Genomic DNA, 26,668 nt, shown 5'->3' on the forward strand with positions numbered 1-26,668 from the left:
CACCGGGCGGTTCCTGCGGTGAGGAGAGGTGCCGACGCGTCGTACGGGTGTCAGCAGCCGATCGGCGAGGAACCGAGGGCCACGTCGTCGAACCAGAGGGTGTCGCTTCCGCCGCCGTAGCTCTCCCACCCCAGACGCAGGCGGGTGGGGCGGGGAGGGGTCCTGCGGGCGAGCCACTGCCCGTCGACGTTCTGGGTCGGCACCCCGTCCACGTGCAGTCCGGCGACCTCCCGGTCATCGACCCACGTACCCATGGACTGGGCGGTGGTGTCGATCTGGAACCGCAGGCACAGCCACCGGCCGGTCGGCAGCGGTGTGCTGAGGGCGACCCCCGCCGGGCTCTGTTCGGGCAGCGTCGCGTCGTCGCTCTCACGGTTCCACTGCAGCGCGCCGTTCTGCCCGCCGACGCGCAGCGCCTTGCCGCCCTGCGAGGCGTCCGGCATGGACACGAAGGTGACGTGATCGGTGGGCAGGGCCGTCGTGTGCCGGACCCACATGCGCACGTACACCACGGGCCCGACGGAGGACAGGTCACGGGTGGACGCGGCGAAGACGTGGTTGCAGTAACCGGCACCGCCGTCGACACGCAGCGACCTGCTGCCGCTGTGGGCGACGGACGTGTCGACGGCGACCTTCCCCGCACCCTGGCAGTCGGGTGCCGTGGTCTGCCAGTCCCCCGAGGGCACGGTGCCGGTCTGGTCCTCGAAGTCGGAGCAGATCGTCGCCCCGGAACATCCGGCCGGCGCCGGGCCGGTCGGGGTCGACGTCGGCGACTCGGTCGGGGTGGCCGTCGGCGTGGGGGTCCCGGTTCCGCCGCACGGCGTGCCGTTGAGGGTGAAGGCGGTGGGGGCCGGGTCGGCGGTGTGCCAGGTGCCCTGGAGCCCGAAGTCCGCGGACGCGCCGGCGCCGAGCACAGCGTTGTACGTGGCGTTCACGGCGGTCACCGCGCTGCCGGACTGAGTGACCTGCGCGTTCCAGGCGGAGGTGACCTGCTGGTCGCCGCCGTACGCCCACTCCAGCCGCCAGCCGGTCAGCGCGGCGCCGAGATTGGTGACGCGGACCTGGGCGGTGAAGCCACCGGTCCACTCATTGGTCGTATAGGTGACCGAGCAGCCCGCGGCCGCGCCCTGTGCGCGCTGCGCCGAGATGGCGGGAACGGCGACGGCCAGCACGGTCACCACACACACCCAGAGCGGCAGCAGGCGCCGACCCATATGCAAGGAAGTCATGTTCATGACAGTCCTCTGACGGAAGAATGGGAGCGCTCCCACTATGGAAGCGGCGACCTGCACTGTCAATGCCGACGCCCACCGCCCCCCGCCCCTCCCTGCCGGATCCAGCAGCGCCGCGAGGACGGTGCGACCTCCCGCAAGCCGCTGACCTGGCCGAACGGCACAGAGGCTCCGATATCGCGGCTCGCCGTCCCGGCCGTTGACAGTGCCGGACCGCCTCCCCATTATGGGAGCGCTCCCACAGATGCGGTTCCACCTTTCCCCGAAGGCGCGGCACGACGTGACCCGTCCGCCTCCCACGCGCAGCCGTGCCGTTCGCCCCCGCCGGAAGGAAACCACCGTGCCGTCTCGTGACAGATCCACCCGCAGCCGCCGCAGACTCGCCGCGGTGTTCCTGGCCGCCCACGCCGCACTCGCCGGTGCGCTCCCCATGGCGTCTCCCGCTTCCGCCGCCACGGCGGACACTACCGTCACCGTGAACGCCGACGCGGGTCTGGGCGTGCTGGGTTCCGCGGCCCGGGGTGCCAACGCCGCCATCTGGGACGCGCACATGAACGATCCCGAGGTGGCCACCCTGATGAAGACCGCGGGCGCGGGCGCCATGCGCTACCCGGGCGGGTCGTACGCGGACATCTACCACTGGAAGGACCACAGCGCACCGGGCGGATACGTCGCCCCGGGCACCGGGTTCGACGACTTCATGGGCACCGTGAAGGCCGCCGGGGCGCAACCGGTGATCATCGCCAACTACGGCTCCGGCACTCCCGAAGAGGCCGCCGACTGGGTCAGGTACGCCAACATCACCAAGCACTACGGCGCCCGCTACTGGGAGATAGGCAACGAGATCTACGGCAATGGCCACTACGGCAGCGGGTGGGAGAACGACACCCACGCCGACAAGTCACCGAAGGAGTACGCCACCCAGGTCAAGGCCTACGCCGCCGCCATGAAGGCCGTCGACCCCAGTGTGCGGATCGGCGCCGTCCTGACCATGCCCGGCAACTGGCCGGACGGGGTCATCGGCGACGGTGAGGCCGCCGACTGGAACCACACCGTGCTCGCGGAGGTCGCTCATGACATCGACTTCGTGAGCGTGCACTGGTACCCGGGTGGCACCGCCGACGAACCGGCCGTGAACAGGGTCGCGCAGCTTCCCGGCGAGCTCCGCGAGGTGCGCAGTCTGCTGGACCGCTACGCCGGGCCCGACGCGGCAGGCATCGGCATCGCCATGACGGAGGTGAACGGGAGTACGGGCGGCACCCCGTTCACCACCCGCCCCAACGGCCTCTTCGCCGCGGACGCCATGATGACCGCCCTGGAGAACGGTGTGTTCACGGTCGACTGGTGGGACACCCACAACGGGGTGGGCGCCATCTCGACCGTGAACGGCGAGACGGACTACGGGGACATGGGCATGTTGTCGAGTGCCGGCTGCTCCGGGTCCGTGTGCGAACCGGCGGCCAACACCCCGTTCGCCCCCTACTACGGCATCAAGGCCCTCGCCGCGCTCGGTGGAGCCGGAGACACCATGGTCGCCTCCGGCTCCTCCTCCTCGCAGGTCTCCGCACACGCGGTCGAGCAGGCGGACGGCGACCTGGCCGTGCTGCTGGTGAACAAGGACGCCGGCGCGGCGCACACCGTGGCACTGCACTACGCCGGCTTCACCGCGGACCACGGCGACCCCGCGGTACTTCGCTGGGCACCCGGTGACGCCGACCTGGTGCCGGCGCCCGGCACCGCCTCGTCCTCCCAGGCCGTCCTGCCACCGTCCTCCCTCACCGTGCTGACCCTCCACCCGCAGCCGGGCAGCGGCCCGTCGACCACGATCGGCACCCCGGGCACTCCCGGGACCACGTCGGTGAGCGACACCTCGGCCGACCTGTCCTGGTCCGCCGCGACGGGGGATGTGGCCAGGTACGGGATCTACGAACAGCAGGGAACCAACCTCCAGCTCCTGGGCGAGTCCACCGGCACGTCCGTGACGATCTCCAACCTGCCCCCGGGGTCGGTCCATACGGTCAACGTCCTGGCGCGCGACGCGGCGGGGCACCTCTCCCGGCCGTCGAAACCCCTGACCTTCACCACCGGTTCGCCCCGGCAGAGCACCTGCGCCGTCGAGTACCGGGTGACGGCGGGCTGGGGCAACGGCTTCGTCGGTGCCGTCACCCTGACCAACCTGGGCCCGAACCCGATCGACGGCTGGAGCCTGGACTACGACTGGCCCGCCGCCGGGCAGTCCGTGACCGGCGCGTGGAACGCCGACGTCACCGACAACGGCGGACACGTGCATGCGACCGGCGCGCCCGGCAACACGCGTCTGGCCGCCGACGGCGCCTCCACCGTCTCCTTCGGCTTCACGGGCGCCAACAACGGTCCCAACCCCACGCCGACGGTCTTCCGCCTCAACGGGACGGTCTGCACCACACGGTCCTGACCCGCACCGTCGCGTCACGAGGATGCGAAAGTGGCGGAATCGAACCGTTGCCGACCCGGAGCGGGAGGCGCAGCCTGTGCACTGGGAGCGCTCCCATATCGCGTCGGCGCCACAGCACCATCCGCAAGTCGCCCCCCACACCGGAAAGAAGGACCCCATGATCTTCCGTGAGCATGCCGCACGGGTGCGCTTACGTCCGACGCTCCTGCTGAGCGTCCTCGCCGCCGTGCTCCTCTGCTTGATCCCCTGGAGCGGCACCGCCGTCGCCCACGGTTCGGTCGTCTCCCCGGCGTCCCGCAACTACGGCTGCTGGCTGCGCTGGGGCAACGACTTCCAGAACCCTGCCATGGCACAGAAAGACCCCATGTGCTGGCAGGCCTGGCAGGACAACCCCAACGCCATGTGGAACTGGAACGGCCTGTACCGCAACGGCGCCGCCGGCAACTTCCAGGCCGTCGTCCCCGACGGGCAGTTGTGCAGCGGCGGCCACACCGAGAGCGGGCGCTACAACTCGCTGGACGCCGTCGGGCCCTGGAAGACGACGGACATCTCCAGTGCCTTCACCGTGCAGCTGCACGACCAGGCCAGCCACGGCGCGGACTACTTCCTGGTCTACGTCACGCGGCAGGGCTACGACCCCACCACCCAGCCGCTGAAGTGGAGCGACCTCCAGCTGGTCGCCCGCACCGGCAGGTACGCCCCCAGCCAGGACTACTCGATCCCCGTCAGCACCTCGGGGTTCAGCGGCCGTCATGTCGTCTACACGATCTGGCAGGCCTCGCACATGGACCAGGCCTACTTCCTGTGCAGTGACGTGAACTTCCGCTGACGCGCGCGGCCCTTGTCCTCCGGACCCGGCGAGGCCGGAGGACAAGGGCTGCCCGGACGGTGCGTGCTCGGCCCCCGGTGGCCCCGGGTACCGGCAGCGGGTCCCCGCGCGTCAGGCCAGGCCGAACCGCTCGGCGTGCACCTGCCGGTCGGGAACCTCCAGTGCGCGCAGGGCGCCGAGTACGGCCGAGGTCATCGCCGGCGGGCCACACACGTACACGTCGCGTTCGGTGATGTCGGGAACCAGGGCACGGAGACTGTCCGGCTCGAAAGGCGACGCCCCCTCCCCCCTGCGGCCGGTGAGGAGGTGCAGCCGCCCGCCTCGGTCGGCGACCAGGTCCCGTACCTCGTCGGCCAACACGGCGTCGCTCTCGCTGCGCACCCGGTGGAGCACGACGACGTCGCCGGCCGATTCCTCCTCCAGCAGGGCTCGAATCGGCGTGATGCCGACTCCTCCGGCGATCAGCAGCGCACCGGACCGCGTTCGGTGCAACGAGGTGAACGCCCCGTACGGACCCTCGACGAACGCACGGCTCCCGACCGGGACGTTCCGCAGGCCGGCGCTGGCTCTGCCGACCGCCTTGGCGGTCAGCCGCAGCGTGCGGCCGTCGGGTGCCGCCGACAGCGAGAACGGATTGGCCAGCCACCAGTGGTGGTGCCCCGGGAACCGCCAGATGCAGAACTGTCCGGCCCGCGCCGGCAGCCTGTCGAGGTGACGGCCGGTGACGTGCACCGACACGACGTCGTCCGACTCCGGCACCACCGCCACGACGCGGAACCGGTGATACACGTTGCGCCACAGGGGCATGACGATCCGTCCGGCGACCAGGGCGCCGAACGCGAACAGCCACAGGGCCCACCAGTAGATCCTCGCGGGCGTGGAGGAGCTGAAGGTCGTCGTCTCCCGCAACTCGTGGACGAACGCCAGTCCCAGCGCCAGGTAGAGCAGCAGATGCAGGCCGTGCCAGATCTCGTAGGGAAGCCGCTGCCGCACGTACCGGGCGGAGACGACGGCGACCACGACGACGATCGCCGCGGCGCACATCCCGAGCAGGGAGGCCGGCACCCCGGCCAGCGAGGAGAACGTCTTCCCCACCGACGTGCCACCGAGCCGCGCGTAGCCCAGGATCACCAGCGCGGCATGGGCGAGGATGGTCCACAGCAGGGTGAAGCCGACCCACCGGTGCCACACCGTCAGCCTGTCCATGCCGATACGGCGGTCGAGCCACGGCAGCCGGGCCACCAGCAGCAGCTGGAACAGCATCAGCACAGCGGCGTGCAGGCCGAAGAACTTGGCGACCGTGAGCACCCCGTTCTTACCGCTCCCGGCACTGAGGAACAGAAATTCGAGGATCACCACGTTGGTGATGACGAACGTCCACAGCGCCCAGCGCGCCGCGACCACCGGAGGTATGGTGCCTTGCCGCACCTGTGTATACGTCGCCTCCACCGCTTCCCCTTTTTTCTCGATGTGACGCGTTCACGCCCGGCGCCCCGAGTAGTCACGGAAGCCGAGCGCCCTTTGGTCGGACCGCCGGCCAAGCCGCCGTCGCCGGGTACGCTGATTGATTAAGTTGTTAACCACAAGCCCTCACGGGGCCGTTGGGGTACATGGGGTGCGCATGACGAGCTCGCGTGTCTGGCGGCGACCCACGCTGGATGCCGTGGCCGCACGTGCTGGAGTGTCGACGGCCACCGTGTCGAATGCGCTCAACGGCAACGGACGGCTGTCCGAGGCGACCAGGCAGCGCGTGCTGGTCGCGGCGCGCGAACTCGGTTACGCCCCGGCCAGCCGGGCCCGGGCCCTGGCCCGCGGCGGCACCGGGGTACTCGGACTCACCATGACCGCGTACGGGGACCTTCCCGTTGCGTACACCGAGATCCCGTACTACGCGAAGCTGACGCTGGGCGCCATGGCGGCGGCGCACGAGCGCGGCTACCTGCTCCAGGTGATGCCGAGTTCGATGTCACCGTGGATGTGGCTCAACACGCCGATGGACGGCGTCATCCACGTCTCCCCGCGCGCGGACGACCCGGTGCGTTCCATCCTGCGGGAGCGTGGCATACCGATGGTCTGCGAAGGCCGGCCGCCCGCACCGCACTGGTACGACGCGTGGGTGGAAGCCGACTGCGAGGCGGGCCTGCGCCTGCTGCTGGAGCACCTCGCGGAATCCGGCGCCCGGCGGATCGGGCTCTCCCTGCCCGTTCACGACGACGCGTACCCGGACCTGATCGCGCAGGCCTACCGGTCCTGGTGCGCCGACCACGGCATGGCCGCCCTCGTGGAGGAGTACGCCTCCCTGCCCGACTACTTCACGGCCGAACAGGACGCGGTGAGCCGGCTGCTCCACCGGGATCCGAGACCGGAGGCCGTGGTCGGCGTCTACTCCGACTCCGGTCACAACATTCTCGCCGCCGCCCGCCGCCACGGCCTCCGGGTACCGCGGGATCTGTTGGTGGGGTGCGTCAGCGAGGACCCGGAGTACGCGAGCACGACTCCGCCGGTCACCACCGTCAGCCTCCGTCCGGACCGGGTGGGTGACGAAGCGGTCGATCTGCTCATCGCTGTCATCAACGCCCGCAGCGGTGTGGACCGGCGCCGGCTCGTGCAACCGGTGCTGCTCCCCCGACGGTCCACCCGACGTGCGGCGGCCGCCCCACGCAGAAGGGGCCGCCCGGAGTGATGCCGGCCGCCGCGGCTCGCTCGGAGTCCTCGCCGCGGGCGGCGGGCGGGAACTCGGTGTCGTCCAGCATCTACGCTGGTGCCCTGATGAGACGCAAGACCCGGATCCCGCCCGCTCCCCTGCCGCAGCGCAACGGGGTGGACCCGGTGCGGGTCCGGCTGCCCCTCGACGGGGCGTGGGCCACGGTGGGCGAGCACCTGGTGGAGCGGCTCAGCGGGGCGGGGCCCGGGGTGGTCCGGGGGATGCTGGACGCGGGACTGGTCGTCGGGGCCGACGGGCGGACGGTGGCGGCAGACGCACCTTACGTCCCGGGGATGTACGTGTGGTTCCACCGGGAGCTGCCCGAGGAGGTGCCGGTGCCGTTCCCGCTGGAGGTGGTGTACCGCGACGAGCGGATCGTGGTCGCGGACAAGCCGCACTTCCTCGCCACGACACCGCGCGGCAGCCATGTCGCCGAGACGGCACTGGCCCGGCTGCGGAGCGAGCTCGGTCTGCCGGCACTGACGGCGGCGCACCGCCTGGACCGGCTGACGGCCGGGCTGGTGCTGTTCATGGTGCGGCCCGAGGACCGCGGCGCCTACCAGTCGCTGTTCCGCGACCGGCGGGTGCGCAAGGAGTACGAGGCCGTGGCCCCCTACGTCCCCGGTGTGGTCCTGCCCCGCACCGTGCACAGCCGGATCCTGAAGGAGCGGGGGGTACCGGCGGCGCGGGAGGTGCCGGGTGAGCCCAACGCGGTGACCCGGGTGGAGCTGATCGAGTACCGGGAGCGGGACGGGCTGGGCCGGTACCGGCTCCTCCCGGCCACCGGGCAGACGCACCAGCTGCGGGTGCACATGAGCGCACTCGGCCTGCCCCTTCTCGGGGATCCGCTGTATCCGGAGGTGACCGCCCCCGTGCCGGCCGGTGATTTCCGGCGTCCGCTGCAACTGCTGGCCCGGAGGCTGGAGTTCACCGATCCGGTCACGGGGGTGGAGCACCGCTTCGTCAGCGGCCGGACGCTGCAGGCCTGGTCGTCGCCCGCGTTGTGGGCTGCTGGGCAGACGGGGGCGACGTCCGCCGCGTGCCCGGTCAGTGGCGGCGCCACCACCGCTTGACGCGTTGCCACGGGCCGGCCCGCCGGGCGGGTTCCACGGAGGGCGGCGCGGGCCGTGGTGCCGTCGGCACGGCTTCCGGAGCGGGCACGGGCGGCCGTGTGGGTTCGGTGCGAGGGGTGCCGATCTCCCAGGTGGCGCGCTGCGGCGGAATCGGCGCGGGGCTCGGTTTGAGCGTCACGTCCTGCTGCGGCTTCGGCTCGAAGCGCACCGGCAGTTCCACCAGGTGCCGTGAGGCGATCGACGACCGCCAGCGCAGCTCCTCCTCGGCACAGTCGAGCTGGACGTCCGGCAACCGCGTGAGCAGCGCGTCCACACCGACGTCGGCGATGGCACGGCCGATGTCCTGGCCGGGGCACTCGTGCGGGCCGCCGCCGAAGGCGAGGTGGGAGCGGTTGCCCTGCATGTTGGCGGACAGGTCGGGGCGCACCCGTGGATCGACGTTGCCCGGCGCGGGGGCGAACAGCAGCCCGTCGCCGGCGCGGATGCGCTGGCCGCCGAGCTCCGTGTCCTGCTTGGCGAAGTAGCCGAGGACGGCGCTGAACGGCGGCTCGTCCCACAGGGACTGCTCGACCGCCTCGGGCACCGTCATCTGCCCGCCGTTGAGCTGGGCGCGGAAACCCGGCTCGGTGAGGACCATGCGCAGCGCGTTGGCGAGGAGGTTGGTGGTGGCCTCGTAGGCCGCGAAGAGCACCAGGCGCAGGTGCTCCCTGACCTCGTCGTCGGTCAGCCTCGCCGGATGGGCGATGAGATGGCTGGTGAAGTCCTCGTCCGGCCGGGCTCGGCGGCGGCTGGTGAGCCGGCTGAGCGCGTCCATGACGTAGTCGTGGCTGGCGATGGCGGTCTCGGTGCCCTTGAGCGCGTCGCGTGCGGCCTGCACCATGCGGTCGTTGTACTCCTCGGGCATGCCGAGGATCTCGCACATCACCGCCATCGGCAGGTGTTCGGCGAACTGGCCGACGAGGTCGGCGCGGCCCTCGCCGCAGAACTCGTTGACCAGCACCTGGGTGTAGCGGCCGATGTGGCGCCGGATGCCGCGGTGGTCGATGGTCGACATGGCGCCCGTGACGGCCGCCCGCAGCCGCTGGTGCTCGTCGCCCTCCGCGTGCGAGCAGATGGGCTGCCAGGCGATGTGCGGCATCAGCGGATGGTCCGGCTTGACCATGCCGTCGAGCAGCGGGGTCCAGATGCGGCTGTCCCGGGTGAACTGCGAAGGGCTGCGCACCATGTGCAGGTTCTCGGTGTGTCCGAGGACCACCCAGATCGGCACGTCGTCGTGCAGCAGTACCGGCGCGACGGGTCCGTGGTCCGCGCGCAGCTTCTCGTACAGCTCGCCCAGGTCGTCCGCGTCCGAGCCGTACAGGCGGTGCAGTCCCCCGGGCCCGAGCCCGTGCGCGGGGCAGCCGGGGGGCGGGCCGAGCGTGGGATCGTCCGTGCCGGCCGGGTGATGGGTTTCAGGCGTCACAGTGGTCGCTCCGAGGGATGGATCCGGGGTGGGGGTGGTCGGGAGGGGTCAGGTGAGGGCGCCGGTCATGGCGAGTGAGTGCAGGAAGCGCATCAGGGTCATGAGCGTGTCCCGGCTGGAGGCCCGGCGGCGGGCGTCGCACTCGACGATGGGGATCTCCGGGGGGAGGTCCAGCGCGGCGCGCAGTTCGTCCATGGGGTAACGGGGCGCGTCGGGGAAGGAGTTGACGGCGACGACGAACGGCACGCCGCGGTCCTCGAGCCGCCCTATGACGTCGAAGCTGACCTCGAGACGGCGGGTGTCGACGAGGACGACCGCGCCGAGGGCGCCCTCGAAGAGGCCGTTCCACAGGAACCAGAAGCGTTCCTGGCCGGGCGTGCCGAAGAGGTAGAGCACCAGTTTCTCGGTGATGCTGATACGGCCGAAGTCCATGGCCACAGTGGTGGCCGTCTTCGACTCGGAGCCGTAGTTGTCGTCGATGCCGATGCCGGCCTGGGTCATCGTCTCTTCGGTGGTCAGCGGTCTGATCTCGCTGACGGAGCCGACCATGGTGGTCTTGCCGACCCCGAAGCCGCCCACGATCACGATCTTCACGGCGGCCTGGGCCGTGTGCGGCAGGTGGTCCTCGGCGCGGGGGCCCGGGATGGTGTCAGAGCTTTTGAAGTCCATGCATCACTGCTTCGAGGAGTGAACGGTCGGGTAGTGCCTGGCGGACGATCGGGGCGCGTGCCTGCACCAGCTCCGCCGTGATCATCTCGGTGATCAGTACGGTCATCGCACTGAACGGCAGGTTGAGGTAGGCGGAGAGTTCGGCCACGGAGAGGGGGGAGGTGCAGAGCCGGAGGAGTGCCGCCTGTTCCGGCGGGACGGACGGCGGTGGGTCGGTGCGTGCCACGATCAACGTCACCAGGTCCATCTCGGCGCGTCCCCCGTCGGCGGCTCCGGTGATGACGTACAGCCGCTCGGGGTTCTTCTTGGTGGTGCCCGCCTTCCCCCCCGCCTCGGGTGGTTGCGGCAGCGGTTCCTGCCCCGGGGGGCGCCGTTTGCGCTGCGGAGGAGTCATACGGTCTGCCCGTTCCGCCGGGGCGGACTGGTGAGGTGGGCGCCGATGCGGACGACGAGGTCGCGCATCATGCCGCTCATCCGGCCGGGCTCGCAGACCACGTCGGCGAGGACCGCCAGGTAGGCGTTGGCTCCGGCGGCCATCAGATAGAAGTAGCCGCCGTCGATCTCGATGACGACCAGTTTCATGTCGCCGTCGCTGCCGGGCAGCTCCTGGGCGACGGCGCCCGCCAGGCTCTGCACACCGGCGCAGGCGGCCGCGACACGGTCGGCGGCGTCGGGGTCGCCGCCGTGGCGGGCGATGCGCAGTCCGTCGGCGGAGAGCACCACGATCATCTCGATGCCCGGTACGCCGTCGGCGAGCTCCTTGAGCATCCAGTCGAAGTTCGCTCGCTGCTGGATCACTTGGGGTCCCCCTCGTCGTCGGCCTCGGTGCGGTCGGCCGAATCGTTGATCAGGTGCAGGTACGCGGTCGGGTTCCGCGTGAAGTCGGTCGGATGGCCCGGGTTGTCCTTCTTGAGGCCCTCCCAGAAGGCCTCGACCCACAGTCCGGGTTCACGGTCGTCCTTCTTCTTCTCCGGCTCGGGTTCGGGTTTGTGCTGCGACCAGATGGTGGGCTTGCCCTCGCGTTCGGCCTGCTCGATGGCGGCCTGTTCGGCGAGGCGCCGGCTGAGCGGGACCTTCATCCTGCTGCGGCGCTGCGGCAGGCCGCCGGCGGTCCACTCGGTGACCTCGGGGACGTCGTCCTCCATGGAGATCCCGGCGGGGATGCGCGGGCTGGTGGGGCGCCGCTTCTTGGGCGCGCGCTTGGGGCCCTCGAGCGCGCCGAGCTCGGCCTTGGGCACGGCGGTGGCGCCGATGCCGTGGGCGAGGCCGGGGGCGGGCTCGGTGGTCATCATGCTGCGGGGCACGATGAGGATGGCGCGGACGCCGCCGTATGCCGAGGATCGCAGCGAGACCTGCATGTTGTACGTCGAGCAGAGCCGGCCGACGACGGCCAGGCCCAGGCGCGGGGTGGTGCCGAGGGTCTGCAGGTCGACGCCCGCCTTGGCCGCCTCCAGCATGTTCTCGATACGGGCGCGGGACTCCTCGTTGAGGCTGACTCCGGCGTCCTCGATCTCGATGGCGACGCCGGTCTGCACCTCGGTGGCGGTGACGTGCACCTTGGTCTGCGGCGGTGAGTAGCGCGTGGCGTTGTCGAGGAGCTCGGCCGCGGCGTGGATGACCGGTTCCACGCAGGTGCCCTTGATGTTGACGTGGGCGATGGAGGCCAGGTCGATCCGGCGGTACTCGAGGATCCGGGACATGGCGCCGCGCAGCACGCTGTAGAGGGCCACGGGGTTGGGCCACTGACGGCCGGGACGGCCGCCGCCGAGGACGGAGATGGAGTCGGCGAGACGTCCGATCAGCGCGGTGCCGTGGTCGATGCGCAGCAGGTCGTCGAAGACCTCGGGGTTGCGGCCGTGGTCCTCCTCCATCTCGCGCAGTTCGTTGGCCTGCTGGTGGACGATGGCCTGGACGCGGCGGGCGATGTTCACGAACGCCTGCTGTGCGGCGTCGCGCGCCGTCTCCTCCTCGTCCACGACCTTCAGCAGGGTCTTGAGCAGGTCGCGCAGGGCGTCGGGGAGGTGACGCAGGTCCGGGTCCGCGTCGAGGACCTTCTGCACCACCTCCCTCGGGGGTTCTCCGGCGCGCAGCCGGTACAGCGCGGTCGGCACGATCTCCGTGCGGAAGTGGTGGAGATCGGCTTCGTGGGCGGCCAGCCGCCGTTCCAGATACGTGGCGTGACGGGCGTGTTCCGCCCGCACCTCACCGAGCTTGCGACCGCGGCGCACCGCTTCGGCCGCCGTCGCGATCACCAGCAGGGTGGCGACGGCGCCGCACAGGCCGACCGCGGTCCGGGCCGGTGCCGCGACCACGGCGACGGCGGCTCCGGTCGCCGCGGCCATCAGTATGACCGGCAGCAACAGCACGCGCGCGTAGGACAGTTCGCGGCCACCGGGAGGCGGTTGAACACTCACCATGGATGCCTTCTGTGACGAATCTGCGGGGTGTCGGGGGAGCTTTCCTGGGGAAGATTCATGGAGCAGTCGGGTCTTCGTTATTTTTGGGAACAGGCGCACGAATTCACCTCAACCCGGTGCGCCGCGGGCGAGCCTAGTCCGACCGGATCATCGCTGTGTCATATTCGGCGAGCGCCTGAAATCACCCCGGAAGGAGGAGTACGCTCAGCTCCATTTGCACACACGGGAAACAATCGCACACGGAGCGTGACAAAGCACAGGCGTGCGAAGACAACTCACCGTAAGGAGTGAAGAGCCGCTCGAGCGGTGACGGACGTCCGCTCAGATACCGGCGACTCGGACGTGGGTGACGCCGGTGATACGCAGGGCCGCGTCCGCGGTGGCGCGGGCGAACTCCGAGGCGGTCCGGTCCGGTTCGGAGCGGTGCACCAGGATGACACCCTCGATCAGCCCGAAGACCAGATCGGTCCGCAGCTCCAGCTCGTTCTCGGCGAGCACCGCACCGGCGGCCGTCGCGGCGATCAACTGCCGGTAGGCGTCCTTGAGCTCGGCCCGCACGGCATGGAAGCCCGCGAACCGTTCGGCGCGCACCTCGGGCAGCAGGTAGAGCCCGCCGAGGTTGTACGGGCCGCCGCACAGCAGTTCCACGTCGGTGCGGCACAGCTCCCACAGCCGGTCCCCGGCCGGGCGCGCGTCGTCGGCGAGCAGTTCGCGGGCGCGCGCCAGGGAGGGTGCCACGGTGGACTCCAGGAGCTCGGCGAGCAGTTCCTCCTTGCCCGAGACGTAGTGGTACATGGACGCCTGCCGCATCCCCGCACGCTCGGCCACGGCACGGGTGGTGGTGGCCGCGTATCCGCGGGTGGTGAACAACTCCGCCGCGGCGAGGAGCAGTTCCGCCCGCGGCTGCAGTCCGCTCTCCGGCCGCTGCGTGGCCCGCGGCCGGCCGACCCGGCGCCCCCTGCTCGTCCCCATGCGTTCGATCCTCGCACACGGCGACGCCGGGCGATCTCCGTGAGGGCTCGGTAACCCGGTGGCAACGAGGCGGCAATTCCCCCGACCCGCCCCGCCCCTAATTTCTGTCGCGCGACAGAAATGCCGACAGACATGGCAGTCACACCGCCAGCCGGAGCCGGAGGTCACCGATGCCGACCGCGACCACTCACGGAGCCCGGGCCCATGCACGGGCCCAGGCAGGAACACGCGCCGAGGCCATGCCCGTGGTGCCGGCCCGCGAGTGGCCCGCGCCGCCCTGCGAGGCGGGCCACCTGGTCTGGGCGGAGACCGTCGCGGGCGGCAACTACACCCACCGCGTCCTCGCCCGGGGCACCGAACTGCGGCTGACCGACCCGCACGGCGACGCGTGCGCCCACCTGCTGCTGTACGCGGCCGACCGCCCCTGGGAGCGGCTGAACGTCGCCGACACCGTCAAGGTGCAGTGGAACGCCTACCTCGGTGCGGGACAACTGCTGCTGTCCGACCAGGGCCGGGTCCTCGCCTCCGTCGTCGCCGACACCTCGGAACGGCACGACGCGCTGTGCGGCACCTCCACCCTCGTACGCAACACCGCCCGGTACGGCGACGGCACCCCGCAGTCCCCCTCCCCAGCCGGCCGTGAGCTGTTCAAGCTGGCCGCCGCCAAGAACGGCCTCGGACCGCGCGACCTGCCCCCGTCGCTCTCCTTCTTCCAGGGCGTCCAGGTCCGCGACGACGGTGCGCTGGACTTCACCGGCTCGGCCGGCCCCGGCGGCAGCGTCACCCTGCGCGCCGAGCAGGACGTGACCGTGCTCATCGCCAACGTCCCGCACCCGGCCGACCCCCGCCCCGACTACGTCAGCACCCCACTGGAGGTCCTCGCCTGGCGGGCCGCGCCCACCGCGCCGGGCGACCCGCTGTGGGAGGCCACCCCCGAAGGCCGCCGCGCCTTCCTCAACACCGCCGAATTCCTCACCGCGAGGGGGCTCGTATGAAGACCGTCGTCCCGGCCCGCGCCGCGTGGTCGTCCCTCGTCCGCACCGGCGAGACGCTCACCATCACCGACCTGCACGGCAACCAGGCCGTCGACTTCCTGGTGTACGACGCCCATGACACGGCGGTCCGCTACAGCGCCCCCGACACCATCCACGCCCAGGGCGGCATCTTCCTCACCACGGGCAGTGTGCTGATGTCCAACGAGCACACCCCGCTGATGACCGTGACCGCCGACGACGTGGGCCGCCACGACACCGTCGGCGGGGCCTGCTCCAAGGAGTCCAACACCCTGCGCTACGGCCACCACACCTGGTCCCAGCACGCGTGCGTGGACAACTTCCTCGCCGAGGGCGCCAAGTACGGCCTCGGCAAACGCGACCTCGTCTCCAACATCAACTGGTACATGAACGTGCCCGTGGAGAAGGACGGCACCCTGGGCATCGTCGACGGCATCTCGGCACCCGGGCTCTCACTGACCCTGCGCGCCGAACGGGACGTCCTCGTCCTCGTCTCCAACTGCCCGCAGATCAACAACCCCTGCAACGGCTTCGAGCCGACGGCGGTGGAGATGACGATCGGGGCCGCGGCCGAGGGGTACGGCGCATGAGCTTCGACACCCTGCTGGTCGCCAACCGCGGCGAGATAGCCGTCCGGATCATCCGCACGGCCAGGGAACTGGGACTGCGGACCGTGGCCGTGTACTCCGACCCGGACCGGTCGGCTCCGCATGTCCGGCTGGCCGACGAAACGGTACGGCTCGGGCCCGCGCCCGCCAAGGAGTCCTACCTCGACGCCGACCTGGTCCTGAAGGCGGCCAAGGACACCGGCGCGGGCGCGATCCACCCCGGTTACGGCTTCCTGTCCGAGGACGCGGCCTTCGCCCGGCGGTGCGAGGACGCCGGGATCGTCTTCGTCGGCCCCACACCGGAGCAGCTGGAGCTGTTCGGCGCCAAGCACACCGCGCGCGCGGCGGCCGCGGCGGCCGGGGTTCCGCTCGCGCCGGGCACCGGACTGCTGACCTCGGTGACCGAGGCCCTCGAGGCGGCCGGGCGGATCGGCTACCCGGTGATGCTCAAGGCGACCGGCGGAGGCGGCGGCATCGGCATGTCGGCCTGCCGCTCCGCCGACGAGCTGACCGAGGCCTGGGAGCGGGTGCAGCGCGTCGCGGCCGCCTCCTTCTCCTCCGCCGGGGTCTTCCTGGAACGACTGGTCGAGCACGCCCGCCACGTCGAGGTGCAGGTCTTCGGCGACGGCGCGGGCCGGGTGGTCACCTTCGGCGACCGTGACTGCTCCCTGCAGCGCCGCAACCAGAAGGTGGTCGAGGAGGCCCCGGCGCCCGGCCTGCCCGACCACGTCCGCGCCCGGCTCGCGGACTCCGCCCGCCGGTTGTGCGCCTCCGTCGGCTACCGCTCCGCCGGCACCGTCGAGTTCGTGTACGACGCCGCCCGCGAGGAGGCCTTCTTCCTGGAGGTCAACACGCGCCTGCAGGTGGAGCACCCGGTCACCGAGGAGGTCTACGGCGTCGACCTGGTCGCCTGGATGCTGCGCCTGGCACGCGACGAGCCGGACGTCGTCCGCGACCCCGGCCCGCCCCGGGGACACGCCGTCGAGGCCCGCCTGTACGCCGAGGACCCCTCCCGGGACCACCGGCCCAGTGCCGGACTGCTGACGCGGGTGGAGTTCCCGGGCGGGGTGCGCGTCGACGGCTGGGTGGAGACGGGCACCGAGGTGACAACGTCGTACGACCCGATGCTCGCCAAGGTCGTCGCCCACGGCCCCGACCGGGCACACGCCCTGCGGCGGCTGGAGGAGGCGCTGTCCCGCACCCGTGTCGACGGCATCGAGACGAACCTGGGCCTGCTCCGGGAGGCGCTCGCGCACCCCGGCTTCCGTACGGCGGACCACTCGACGGCGACCCTGGCGGACGTGACCGACCCGACGCCCCGGATCGAGGTGGTCGCCGGGGGAACGCTCACCACCGTGCAGGACTGGCCGGGCCGCACCGGATACTGGCAGGTCGGGGTGCCGCCGTCCGGTCCGATGGACGACCTGTCCTTCCGCCTCGGCAACCGGGCGCTCGGCAACCCGGAAGGCGCTCCCGGCCTGGAATGCACCCTGCAGGGCCCGTCACTGCGGTTCAGCCGTGCCACGACCGTGTGCGTGACCGGCGCACCGGCGACGGCCACCGTCGACGGCAGGCCCGTCCCCCAGTGGGAGCCGGTCACGGTCCCCGCGGGCGCCCTCCTCGAGGTCGGCGCTCCGGACGCCCGCGGCCTGCGGACGTACGTGCTGTTCGCGGGCGGCGGCCTGGACGTGCCGGCGTTCCTGGGCAGCGCGAGCACCTTCACCCTGGGCCGGTTCGGCGGGCACGGCGGCCGGGCGCTGCGCACCGGTGACGTGCTGCACGGCGGCACGGTCACCGAGGGCGCACCGGTGACCGACCGCCCCGGGTTCACCACCGAGTGGCACATCGGCGCCGTGGAAGGCCCGCACGCGGCACCGGAGTTCTTCACCGAGGACGACATCCACGACTTCTACGCCGCCGACTGGAAGGTCCACTTCAACTCGGCCCGCACCGGCGTCCGCCTGGTCGGCCCCAAGCCGCGCTGGGCGCGCTCGGACGGCGGCGAGGCAGGCCTGCACCCGTCCAACATCCACGACACCCCGTACTCCGTGGGCGCCGTCGACTACACCGGGGACATGCCGGTGCTGCTCGGCCCGGACGGCCCCTCGCTCGGCGGGTTCGTGTGCCCTGCGACGGTACTGAGCTCCGAGCGGTGGAAGCTGGGCCAGCTGCGCCCGGGCGACACCGTCCGCTTCCGCCCCGTGGACGTGGACGGCGCACCGCGCCCCGGGATCGTCGACGGCGGCGTCCTCGCGCGGGACGGTGACGTGACGTTCCGCCGCAGCGGGGACGACAACCTGCTGGTCGAGTTCGGCCCGATGCAGCTGGACCTGGCCCTGCGGATGCGGGTCCACGCACTGATGGAAGCGGTGGCCGAGGCGGGCCTCGCCGGTGTCACCGACCTCACCCCCGGCATCCGCTCCCTCCAGATCCGGACGGACCCGGCGCGGCTGCCCCTGAGTGATCTCCTCGCGGCCGTACGGCGGATGGCGTCCGCCCTCCCTCCCACGGACGAGCTGGCCGTCCCCTCCCGCACCGTCCACCTCCCCCTGTCCTGGGACGACCCGGCGACCCGCGAGGCGATCGCGCGCTACATGGCCGGGGTCCGCGACGACGCGCCCTGGTGCCCGTGGAACATCGAGTTCATCCGCCGCGTCAACGGCCTGGACACGGTCGCGGACGTCTACGACACCGTGTTCGCCGCGGAGTACCTGGTCCTGGGCCTGGGCGACGTCTACCTGGGTGCCCCGGTGGCCACTCCGCTCGACCCCCGCCACCGTCTGGTGACGACGAAGTACAACCCGGCGCGCACCTGGACGGCGGAGAACTCGGTCGGCATCGGCGGAGCCTATCTCTGCGTCTACGGCATGGAGGGCCCGGGCGGCTACCAGTTCGTCGGCCGGACCACCCAGGTGTGGTCCCCGTGGCAGCAGCGCGGCGCGTTCGAGCCGGGCTCACCCTGGCTGCTGCGCTTCTTCGACCGGATCCGCTGGTACCCGGTCGACGCGGACGAACTCCTCGACCTGCGCGCCGACATCGCCTCCGGCCGCTTCGTGCCGCGCATCGAGGAGGGCACCTTCTCGCTCGCGGACCACCAGGCCTTCCTGACCGAACACGCGGACTCCATAGCGGAGTTCAGACGGCGCCAGCAGCGCGCGTTCGCGGCGGAACGGGACGCGTGGGAGGCGGCGGGCGAGTTCGCACGGGCCGAGGCCGCGGCGGCACCGCCCGCTCCACCGGCCACGGTGAGCGTCCCGCCGGGCGGACGCCTGGTGGAGGCCGAGTTCGCCGCGTCCGTGTGGCAGGTGCACGTGTCCCCGGGCGACGAGGTGACGGCGGGACAGCCGCTGCTCGCGCTGGAGGCGATGAAGATGGAGTCCAGGGTGCACGCGCCGATCACCGGCGTGGTCGCCGAGGTCCTGGCCGGGCCCGGCGACCAGGTGGAGGCGGGAACGGCACTGGTCGTCCTGGCCCCGGCCGCGAACTGAGAGGAACCGGGAATGTCCACCACTGTCTCCCGCGTCCGCGCGGCCTACGACCGCGTCGACGCCGTCGACCGCCCCGAGATCTGGATCGGGCTGCGCCCGCGGACCGAGGTGGAGGCCGAGGCCCGCGCCGTCGACGAGCGCGTCGCCTCCGGGGCCCGGCTTCCCCTCGCCGGCCGCCTGTTCGCCGTCAAGGGCAACATCGACGTGGCCGGCCTGCCCACGACGGCGGCCTGCCCGGCGTACGCGTACCAGCCGGCCGTCGACGCGCCCGTCGTCGCCCGGCTGCGTGCCGCGGGCGCCGTGGTCCTCGGCACCACCAACCTCGACCAGTTCGCCACCGGCCTGGTCGGCACCCGCTCACCCCATGGAGCGGTACGGGGCGCCGTCGACCCGGCCAGGATCAGCGGCGGTTCCAGCTCCGGCTCGGCCGTCGCGGTGGCCCTGGGCCTCGTGGACTTCGCGCTCGGCACGGACACGGCGGGCTCGGGCCGGGTCCCCGCGGCGTTCAACGGCATCGTCGGCCTGAAACCCACCCGGGGTCTGGTCCCGACGGCGGGCGTGGTCCCGGCCTGCGCATCGATCGACTGCGTGACGGTGTTCGCCCGCACCCTGCCGGAGGCCGAAGAGGCCCTCGCGTTCATGGCGTGCCCGCCCGGCCGCGAGCTGCCTTCGCTCCCCCGGCGAAACCCCGGGCCGTGGCGCATCGCGGTAGCACCGCTCGATCAGCTCGGTGAACTGGACGAGGGCTGGGCCGAGGCGTACGAGGCGGCGGTCGCACGGCTCGTGGCCTCCGGGGCGTCGGTGCGCACGCTCGACCTCGCGCCGTTCACCGAGGCCGCCGCCATGCTGTATGACGGCGCGTTCGTCGCCGAGCGGTACACGGCCGTCGGGAGCTTTGTCGACAAGTTGATCCGCGAGGGCGGTGAAGGTCTCGATCCCACGGTGGCCGGCATCATCACCCGAGCCCGCGACATCCCGGCCCACCGGCTCTTCGCCGACCAGGACCGGCTGGCCGCCCTGCGCAGCCGTGCCCTCGCCGAACTGGCCGACGCCGACGCCCTGCTGCTGCCCACCACCCCCGGCCACCCGACCCTCGCCGAGGTGGCCGCCGACCCGCTCGGCGCCAATGCCCGCCTGGGCCGGTTCACCAACTCCACGAACCTCTTCGACCTGGCCGCGGTCGCCGTCCCGGCGGGCGAGGTGAACGGTCTGCCCTTCGGCGTGATGCTGATCGGCCCGGCGTTCACCGACGAACGGCTGGCCCGCATCGCCCGTACCCTGCCACCCGAGACGAGCCTCGCCGTGGTCGGTGCCCACCTGACCGGCCAGCCCCTCAACCACCAGCTCCTCGCCCTCGGCGCCCGCTTGGACCGTACGACCACCACGGCCCCGGTCTACCGCCTGCACGCCCTGCGAACCGCCCCGCCCAAACCGGGCCTGGTCCACGTGGGCGAGGGAGGCGCGGCCATCGAGACAGAGGTCTGGCGGCTTCCGGCGGAGGGCCTGGGCCGCCTGCTGACCGCACTCCCCCGTCCCATGACCCTGGGCTCGGTGGAACTGGCGGACGGCAGCAGCGTCCCCGGCTTCCTGTGCGAACCGAGCGCACTGAAGGACGCCGAGGACATCACGGGGTACGGAGGCTGGCGGTCATACCTCAACCGGCCCGGGAACAGCCGGCCTGAAGGGGCGCGGGGAACTGCGCGACCAGCCACGAAGCACCCGCACCCGCCAGACAGCGATCACCCCACCGACGAGTAGGCCACCACACCCCGCAGCACCAGATCAACCGCCTTCCGCGCAGCCTTCCCCACGGTCGAGCCCTCCGCAGGAGAAGCCGCCGCTATCTGCCCGAGCACGTCGATCACCTGCTTGCACCACCGCACGAAGTCACCGGCCGGCATCTCCGCCTCGCGCAGCACCTCGTCGAGGCCCTTGCCGGAGGCCCACATGTACACGGCCCAGGCGAAGCCCAGATCGGGCTCGCGCTGACCGACGCCCTCGCTCTGGGTGATCCGGAACTCCTCCTCCAGGCCGTCCAGCCGACCCCAGATCCGGACCATCTCACCCAGCGCGGCCTTGGCCTTGCCCGACGGCAGCTTGGGCGCCATCGCGTCGTCACCGACCCGGGACTCGTACACCAACGCCGAGACGCAGGCGGCCAGTTCGGCCGGAGCGAGCCCCTCCCAGACGCCGGCGCGCACGCACTCGCTGGCCAGCAGGTCGAGTTCGCCGTAGAGCCGGGCGAGCCGCTTGCCGTGCTCGGTGACCTCGTCGCCGCGCAGGTAGTCCAGCTCGGTCAACAGGGCCACGATCCGGTCGAAGGTCCGCGCGATGGTGTTCGTACGGCCCTCGATCCGGCGTTCCAGCTGCGAGGTGTCCTTCAGCAGCCGGTGGTAGCGCTCGGCCCAGCGGGCGTGGTCCTCACGGTCGTTGCAGCCGTGGCAGGGATGGGCGCGGATCACGGTGCGCAGCCGGGCGATCTCGCGGTCGTCGGCGGCCTGCGAGCGCTTCTTGCGGGCCCGCTCCGGCGGGATGTGCCCGGCCTTGGTGCGCAGCGCGGAGGCGAGGTCCCGGCGGGACTGCGGTGAGCGCGGGTTGAAGGACTTCGGGATCCGCATCCGCTCCAACGGTTCGACCGGCACCGGGAAGTCCATCGAGGCCAGCCGCTTGACCTGCCGCTCGGCGGTCAGCACCAGCGGGCGCGGGCCGTCGTGGTGGTCGAAGCCGCGGTGGCCGTTGGAACGGCCGGCGGGCAGGCCCGGGTCGAGCACCAGCGCCAGGCCCGCGTACTTGCCCGTCGGCACGTGGATCACGTCACCCGGCTTGAGCTTCTCCAGCGCGACGGACGCCTCGGCGCGCCGCTCGGCGGCGCCCTGCCGGGCCAGTTCGTTCTCGCGGTCCTTGAGTTCGCGGCGCAGCCGCGCGTACTCGTCGAAGTCGCCGAGGTGACAGGTCATGGAGGCCTTGTAGCCCTCCAGCCCCTCCTCGTTGCGCTGGACCTGCCGGGAGATGCCGACGACCGACCTGTCGGCCTGGAACTGTGCGAAGGAGGTCTCCAGCAGTTCACGCGAACGGTGCCGGCCGAACTGCTCGACGAGGTTGACCGCCATGTTGTACGACGGCTTGAAGCTGGAGCGCAGCGGGTACGTGCGCGTGCCCGCGAGGCCCGCGAGGTGCTCGGGGCTCATGCCCCGCTGCCACAGCACCACCGCGTGGCCCTCGACGTCGATGCCGCGGCGGCCGGCCCGGCCGGTGAGCTGGGTGTACTCGCCGGGGGTGATGTCGGCGTGCTGCTCGCCGTTCCACTTGACGAGTTTCTCCAGCACCACCGAGCGGGCGGGCATGTTGATGCCGAGGGCGAGGGTCTCGGTGGCGAAGACGGCCTTGACCAGGCCGCGGACGAACAGTTCCTCCACGACCTCCTTGAACGTCGGCAGCATGCCGGCGTGGTGGGCGGCGATGCCGCGCTCCAGGCCCTCGAGCCACTCGTAGTAGCCGAGGACGTGCAGGTCCTCCGTGGGGATCGACGCCGTGCGCTCCTCGACGAGGGCGCGCACCTTTTCCCGCGCCTCGTCGTCGTTGAGGCGCAGCCCCGCGTACAGGCACTGCTGGACGGCGGCCTCGCAGGCGGCTCGGCTGAAGATGAAGGTGATCGCGGGCAGCAGGCCCTCGGCGTCGAGTCGCTCGATGACCTCGGGACGGCTGGGCGTCCACACCCGCGAGCGCTGCCTGCGCTCCCGCTCCCGGTCGGCCTCACGCATGGCGCGGCCGCGCCTGCGGTCCTGGTACGACGGGCGGCTGGCCTCCATCCGGGCCAGCCGCGTCAGGTCGGGGTTGACGGCTTTCTTGTGGCCCTCCCCCTCCTCGAACAGGTCGTACATCCGCCGCCCGGCGAGCACGTGCTGGAACAGCGGCACGGGCCGGTGCTCGGAGACGATCACCTCGGTGTCACCGCGGACCGTGTCCAGCCAGTCGCCGAACTCCTCGGCGTTCGACACGGTCGCCGACAGCGACACCAGGGTCACCGACTCGGGCAGGTGGATGATCACCTCCTCCCACACGGCGCCCCGGAACCGGTCCGAGAGGTAGTGCACCTCGTCCATGACCACGTATCCGAGGCCGAGCAGGGTCTGCGAGCCCGCGTACAGCATGTTGCGCAGCACCTCGGTGGTCATCACGACCACCGGGGCGTCGGAGTTCACGCTGTTGTCGCCGGTCAGCAGGCCGACCTGCTGCGTGCCGTAGCGGCGGCACAGGTCGGAGTACTTCTGGTTCGACAGCGCCTTGATCGGCGTCGTGTAGAAGCACTTCTTGCCCTGCTTCAGGGCGAGGTGGACGGCGAACTCGCCCACGATCGTCTTGCCGGAGCCGGTGGGGGCGGCCACCAGCACGCCCTTCCCCGCTTCGAGCGCCTGACAGGCCTCGATCTGGAAGGGGTCGAGGCCGAATTCGTACAGCTCGCGGAAGGAGGCGAGCGCGGTGGCCTGCTCGGCTGCCCGCCTTCGGGCTGCCGCATACCGCTCGGCCGGTGAGAGGTCCTCTGTCATCGTGCTTTCGAGGTTACCGGGCCCCACTGACAACAGGACGATCATTATCCGGAACGTGTGACAACGGAAACGACAGGTGCCCGCGTCCCCGGGGACGCGGGCACCTGTCACCGTGCGGTGGAGGCGATCGGTCAGGTCACGTCGTCGTACCCGTTGATCCGGTCCGCCGTCGTCTGCTCGGGCACCCGGCCGGCGGAGACGGGCTCGATCTCGCCGATGTCCTCGGGTGTCAGGTCCAGCTCGGAGGCCTCGTCGTCGGCGGGACCCTGCGCCTCGCGGCGCGCCCGGCGCCGGTCGTTGAGCAGCGAGATGGCCACGGCGAGGAAGTAGAGCGCCCAGATCGGCGCGGCCAGCGCCAGCATCGTCATCGGGTCGGGGCTGGGGGTGGCCACGGCCGCGAAGATGGTGATGCCGATGACCATGCCGCGCCACCAGCCCAGCATGCGCCGCCCCGACAGCATGCCGGTGAGGTTGAGCATGACCAGCAGCAACGGCATCTCGAAGGCCAGGCCGAAGACCACGATCATGCGGGTGACCAGGTCCAGCAGATCGTCCAGCGGCAACAGGTTCTCGGCACCGGCCGGCGTGAGGTCGATCATCACCTTCGCCGTGGTGGGCAGCACGTGGAACGCGAGGTAGCCACCACCGACGAACAGCGGGAAGCCGAAGCCGACGAAGGCGTAGGCGTACTTCTTCTCGTTGCGGTGCAGTCCCGGCGCGACGAACGCCCACAGCTGGTACAGCCAGATCGGCGACGCGAGCACGACACCGGTCATCAGGGCGACCTTCAGGGCCAGGGTGAACGGCGCCAGCAGGCCGCTGACGGTGAGGTGCGCGCAGTGGACGTTCTTGGCCTTGGCCAGCTCCCCGAAGGTCTGGTGGCAGCCGATCTCGTCGAGCATCGGCTTGGTGATGACATCGATGATGTCCCTGTAGAAGAAGGCCGCGACGATCGTGACGACGAGGATCGCCAGGACACCCTTCGCAAGCCGGTTGCGCAGCTCACGCAAGTGATCCGCGAGCGGCATCCGGCCCTCGGGATCCCTCTCCTTTTTGCGGGCAGACTTGGGCAACCCACATCCCTATCTCGTGCAGTGGACCGGATGTCCCCGGTCCTCACGTCAGCGCTGGGTCGTGTCCGTCGGCTCGTTGACCGGGCGGGAGCTGGTCACGTCGCCGGGCGCGGCCTGGATCGTACGCTGAGCGGGGGCCGGCTCCTCGGCGGACTCGGCGGTGCCGGACTGCTTGCCGTCCTCCTTCATCGCCTTGGCCTCGCTCTTCAGGATGCGGGCGGACTTGCCGAGCGAGCGGGCCATGTCCGGCAGCTTCTTGGAACCGAACACCAGGAGGATGACCACAACGAGGATCAGCAGGTGCCACGGCTCAAGTCCGTTGCGGAACATAAATCTTCACCTTCTCACCGAGGCGGGGCGACGGGCCTGTCCGACCAGTCGGACACTTGTCCGAACATCGTGCTGGCAGCGATCGTAACGCTCAGGGGTTAACGTGACGCAATCCCCGTGCGTACTCCCGGTCAGCGGTACGCGCCTCGTTATTCGCACCGCGACCAGCAGAGTACCTGCCGCACCGGCCCACGTGACAGGGCGAAGTGGCCCAAAGCGCTGACGGTGCGGGACTCACAGGACCACCACGGCGCACCTCACAGGGAGTCCGCGGCGCGGGCGGCGCTCACCGAAGCCCGCTCCAGATCCTCGGCCGCCCTGTTGATACGGCTCGCGGAGTCCGCGACCTGCCTGCCCAGACGCCGCGCCTCGAGGAACACCCGCACCGCCAGCACACCGAGGACGGCGAGTCCCAGGAACCCCACAGCTACCGCGAACATCGGCCAGAACATGACGCCGAGCCTAGACGGTGGAGTGCAGCCGCAGAGTCCTGACCCCACCCCCGGTCAGCAGTTCGACGATGCGCTCCCCGGCCGGCTTGCGGACGGCGACCCCGCACTCGGGGCAGGTGAAGGAGTAGAACGTCGTACGGCTCGTGGCGCCGATCGCCAGCCGCAGGGCACTCGCGGCGAGCTCGAAACGGCCACGGCAGTCCGGACAGCCCGCCCGGAACACCACGGGGGCCACTCTCCTCATCCCGGCGAACGCCGCCGCGACCGTCATGTCCCTCACCCCGGACCCCGCAAACTCGCTCACAGCCGTTGCTCCCGCCTGTCGTACTGCCCGCCGTACCGTCCGTCTGGAACACCGTGCACAGCATCACCGTCCGCCGGCGCGTCGTACGCCGCGAGCGCCTCGGTCGCCGCCCGGCGCGCGCTGGCGGCCAGCTCGGGCGGCGAGACGATCCGACCGTCGCCGCCCAGCCGCAACGCCAGACGCCTGAGCGAAGCCGGATCGGGGGTGCGCAACGTAATACGCAGTCCACCGTCGGGAAGCTCATCCGCGCTGTCATGCGGGTAGTACTCGGCCACCCAGCGGCCGCCGGGGCCGACCTCGACGACGACCTCCGGGTCCTCCACAGCCGGCTGCACCAGAGCCTCGGACAGGTCCCGCAGCTCGATCTCCGGCGGCGCGGACGGCTCGTCGAGGATCCTGATCTCGGCGACCCGGTCCAGCCGGAACGTACGACGCGCCTCGGAGCGGCGGCACCAGGCCTCGACATACGTGTGCCCGACGCTGACCAGCCGGATCGGGTCGATCTCACGCTCCGTGACCTCGTCCCGGGCGGGCGAGTAGTAGCGGATCCACAGCCGGCGACGCTCGGAGATCGCACGGTCCACGTCGGCGAAGACACCGCCCTCGGACTCGAAGGTCACCGACAGCCGGGAACTGGCCCCGGCCGCCTCCCCGGCCGCGGTCTCCACCTTGGCCGTCGCCCGCAACAGCGCCTGCCGGTCCCCCTCCCGCAGACCCGGCAGGGTCGCGACGGCCCGGGCGGCCACCAGCAGCGCGGTCGCCTCGTCCGCGGCGAGCCTCAGCGGCTCGGCGGCCTCCGCACCGAGCGCTGCCGGGTTGTGCCACCAGATGCGCTCACCGTCGGTGTCGATGTCGAGCAGGTCACCACCACGGAAACTGGTGCCGCACATCGGCAGCACGTCCAGATCCGAGACCAGCTCGTCCTCCGTGATCCCGAACGCGCGCGCCACGTCCGCCACCCGGGCACCAGGACGCTCCCGCAGATACGTCACCAGGGAGAGCATCCGCCGGGTCTGATCGATGGCGTTCACGGACCTCACCGGTCTGCCTGCCACTGTCCT

22 protein-coding genes are annotated in these 26,668 nt (G+C 71.4%); 8 read left to right on the forward strand and 14 right to left on the reverse strand.

What is annotated here, in order from left to right; translation table 11 throughout:
* Window positions 1-50 precede the first annotated feature (50 nt).
* Window positions 51-1,214: a cellulose-binding domain-containing protein gene (locus ACWC21_RS07900; RefSeq protein ID WP_450879361.1), complete on the reverse strand. Its 1,164-nt coding sequence runs from the start codon at window positions 1,212-1,214 to the stop codon at window positions 51-53.
* A 358-nt stretch (window positions 1,215-1,572) separates the two neighbouring features.
* Between ACWC21_RS07900 and ACWC21_RS07905 the strand changes: the two genes are divergently transcribed.
* Both ACWC21_RS07905 and ACWC21_RS07910 read left to right on the forward strand, forming a co-directional pair.
* Complete coding sequence (locus ACWC21_RS07905; RefSeq protein WP_450879215.1) at window positions 1,573-3,666, forward strand: cellulose binding domain-containing protein; 2,094 nt, start codon at window positions 1,573-1,575, stop codon at window positions 3,664-3,666.
* A gap of 157 nt (window positions 3,667-3,823) precedes the next feature.
* Window positions 3,824-4,495 carry a lytic polysaccharide monooxygenase auxiliary activity family 9 protein gene (locus ACWC21_RS07910; protein WP_450879217.1) on the forward strand — a complete coding sequence of 224 codons (672 nt, stop codon included), beginning with the start codon at window positions 3,824-3,826 and terminating at the stop codon, window positions 4,493-4,495.
* Between the two features lie 111 nt (window positions 4,496-4,606).
* Here the strand turns inward: ACWC21_RS07910 and ACWC21_RS07915 are convergent, their stop codons facing one another.
* Entirely contained in the window at window positions 4,607-5,899 is a 1,293-nt protein-coding gene (locus ACWC21_RS07915; protein WP_450879219.1) for a ferredoxin reductase family protein, read from the reverse strand.
* A 259-nt stretch (window positions 5,900-6,158) separates the two neighbouring features.
* Between ACWC21_RS07915 and ACWC21_RS07920 the strand changes: the two genes are divergently transcribed.
* Window positions 6,159-7,178, forward strand: coding sequence for a LacI family DNA-binding transcriptional regulator (locus ACWC21_RS07920; protein ID WP_450879221.1), 1,020 nt, complete (start codon window positions 6,159-6,161; stop codon window positions 7,176-7,178).
* Window positions 7,179-7,264: 86 nt separating this feature from the next.
* Window positions 7,265-8,272: a pseudouridine synthase gene (locus tag ACWC21_RS07925; protein WP_450879223.1), complete on the forward strand. Its 1,008-nt coding sequence runs from the start codon at window positions 7,265-7,267 to the stop codon at window positions 8,270-8,272.
* Here the strand turns inward: ACWC21_RS07925 and ACWC21_RS07930 are convergent.
* The 6 genes from ACWC21_RS07930 to ACWC21_RS07955 all read right to left on the reverse strand — a co-directional run bounded on the left by ACWC21_RS07930 (window position 8,247) and on the right by ACWC21_RS07955 (window position 13,792).
* Window positions 8,247-9,734, reverse strand: coding sequence for a cytochrome P450 (locus ACWC21_RS07930; protein WP_450879225.1), 1,488 nt, complete (start codon window positions 9,732-9,734; stop codon window positions 8,247-8,249). The genes ACWC21_RS07925 and ACWC21_RS07930 overlap by 26 nt on opposite strands.
* Window positions 9,735-9,782: 48 nt before the next feature.
* Window positions 9,783-10,403: a GTP-binding protein gene (locus tag ACWC21_RS07935; RefSeq protein ID WP_450879227.1), complete on the reverse strand. Its 621-nt coding sequence runs from the start codon at window positions 10,401-10,403 to the stop codon at window positions 9,783-9,785.
* A complete protein-coding gene (locus ACWC21_RS07940) occupies window positions 10,384-10,797 on the reverse strand; it encodes a DUF742 domain-containing protein (RefSeq protein WP_450879229.1) in 414 nt (137 codons plus the stop codon). Before ACWC21_RS07940 ends, ACWC21_RS07935 begins: the two co-directional genes overlap by 20 nt.
* Window positions 10,794-11,201 (reverse strand): roadblock/LC7 domain-containing protein, encoded by a 408-nt coding sequence (locus ACWC21_RS07945; protein WP_388794733.1) that lies wholly within the window; start codon window positions 11,199-11,201, stop codon window positions 10,794-10,796. The genes ACWC21_RS07940 and ACWC21_RS07945 overlap by 4 nt, the downstream gene beginning before the upstream one ends.
* Window positions 11,198-12,820 (reverse strand): sensor histidine kinase, encoded by a 1,623-nt coding sequence (locus tag ACWC21_RS07950; protein ID WP_450879232.1) that lies wholly within the window; start codon window positions 12,818-12,820, stop codon window positions 11,198-11,200. Before ACWC21_RS07950 ends, ACWC21_RS07945 begins: the two co-directional genes overlap by 4 nt.
* A 321-nt stretch (window positions 12,821-13,141) precedes the next feature.
* On the reverse strand, window positions 13,142-13,792 hold the full coding sequence (locus tag ACWC21_RS07955; RefSeq protein WP_450879234.1) for a TetR/AcrR family transcriptional regulator: 651 nt from the start codon (window positions 13,790-13,792) through the stop codon (window positions 13,142-13,144).
* Window positions 13,793-13,962: 170 nt separating this feature from the next.
* On the opposite strand from ACWC21_RS07955, the gene ACWC21_RS07960 reads away from it, so the two are divergent.
* From ACWC21_RS07960 to atzF, 4 genes are read left to right on the forward strand one after another with little or no spacing between them, the layout of a single operon-like run.
* Window positions 13,963-14,787: an urea amidolyase associated protein UAAP1 gene (locus ACWC21_RS07960; RefSeq protein ID WP_450879236.1), complete on the forward strand. Its 825-nt coding sequence runs from the start codon at window positions 13,963-13,965 to the stop codon at window positions 14,785-14,787.
* Window positions 14,784-15,395 carry an urea amidolyase associated protein UAAP2 gene (locus ACWC21_RS07965; protein ID WP_450879237.1) on the forward strand — a complete coding sequence of 204 codons (612 nt, stop codon included), beginning with the start codon at window positions 14,784-14,786 and terminating at the stop codon, window positions 15,393-15,395. Before ACWC21_RS07960 ends, ACWC21_RS07965 begins: the two co-directional genes overlap by 4 nt.
* Entirely contained in the window at window positions 15,392-18,901 is a 3,510-nt protein-coding gene (locus ACWC21_RS07970) for a 5-oxoprolinase/urea amidolyase family protein (protein ID WP_450879239.1), read from the forward strand. The genes ACWC21_RS07965 and ACWC21_RS07970 overlap by 4 nt, the downstream gene beginning before the upstream one ends.
* A gap of 12 nt (window positions 18,902-18,913) precedes the next feature.
* Window positions 18,914-20,659 carry an allophanate hydrolase gene (atzF, locus tag ACWC21_RS07975; RefSeq protein WP_450879241.1) on the forward strand — a complete coding sequence of 582 codons (1,746 nt, stop codon included), beginning with the start codon at window positions 18,914-18,916 and terminating at the stop codon, window positions 20,657-20,659.
* Here atzF and ACWC21_RS07980 read toward each other — a convergent pair.
* The 6 genes from ACWC21_RS07980 to ACWC21_RS08005 all read right to left on the reverse strand — a co-directional run bounded on the left by ACWC21_RS07980 (window position 20,641) and on the right by ACWC21_RS08005 (window position 26,662).
* The gene (locus ACWC21_RS07980; protein WP_450879243.1) at window positions 20,641-23,493 is read right to left on the reverse strand and encodes a DEAD/DEAH box helicase; all 2,853 of its coding nucleotides are present in this window, start codon (window positions 23,491-23,493) and stop codon (window positions 20,641-20,643) included. The genes atzF and ACWC21_RS07980 overlap by 19 nt on opposite strands.
* Window positions 23,494-23,579: 86 nt before the next feature.
* Entirely contained in the window at window positions 23,580-24,521 is a 942-nt protein-coding gene (tatC, locus tag ACWC21_RS07985) for a twin-arginine translocase subunit TatC (RefSeq protein ID WP_450879245.1), read from the reverse strand.
* Between the two features lie 48 nt (window positions 24,522-24,569).
* Complete coding sequence (gene tatA / locus ACWC21_RS07990; protein ID WP_450879247.1) at window positions 24,570-24,851, reverse strand: Sec-independent protein translocase subunit TatA; 282 nt, start codon at window positions 24,849-24,851, stop codon at window positions 24,570-24,572.
* A 257-nt stretch (window positions 24,852-25,108) separates the two neighbouring features.
* Window positions 25,109-25,303 carry a hypothetical protein gene (locus ACWC21_RS07995; protein WP_450879249.1) on the reverse strand — a complete coding sequence of 65 codons (195 nt, stop codon included), beginning with the start codon at window positions 25,301-25,303 and terminating at the stop codon, window positions 25,109-25,111.
* A 10-nt stretch (window positions 25,304-25,313) separates the two neighbouring features.
* Entirely contained in the window at window positions 25,314-25,574 is a 261-nt protein-coding gene (locus tag ACWC21_RS08000) for a hypothetical protein (protein ID WP_450879251.1), read from the reverse strand.
* 29 nt (window positions 25,575-25,603) lie between these two features.
* The gene (locus ACWC21_RS08005) at window positions 25,604-26,662 is read right to left on the reverse strand and encodes a helix-turn-helix transcriptional regulator (protein ID WP_450879253.1); all 1,059 of its coding nucleotides are present in this window, start codon (window positions 26,660-26,662) and stop codon (window positions 25,604-25,606) included.
* Window positions 26,663-26,668 lie beyond the last annotated feature (6 nt).

The organism is Streptomyces sp. NPDC001348 (assembly GCF_053597535.1).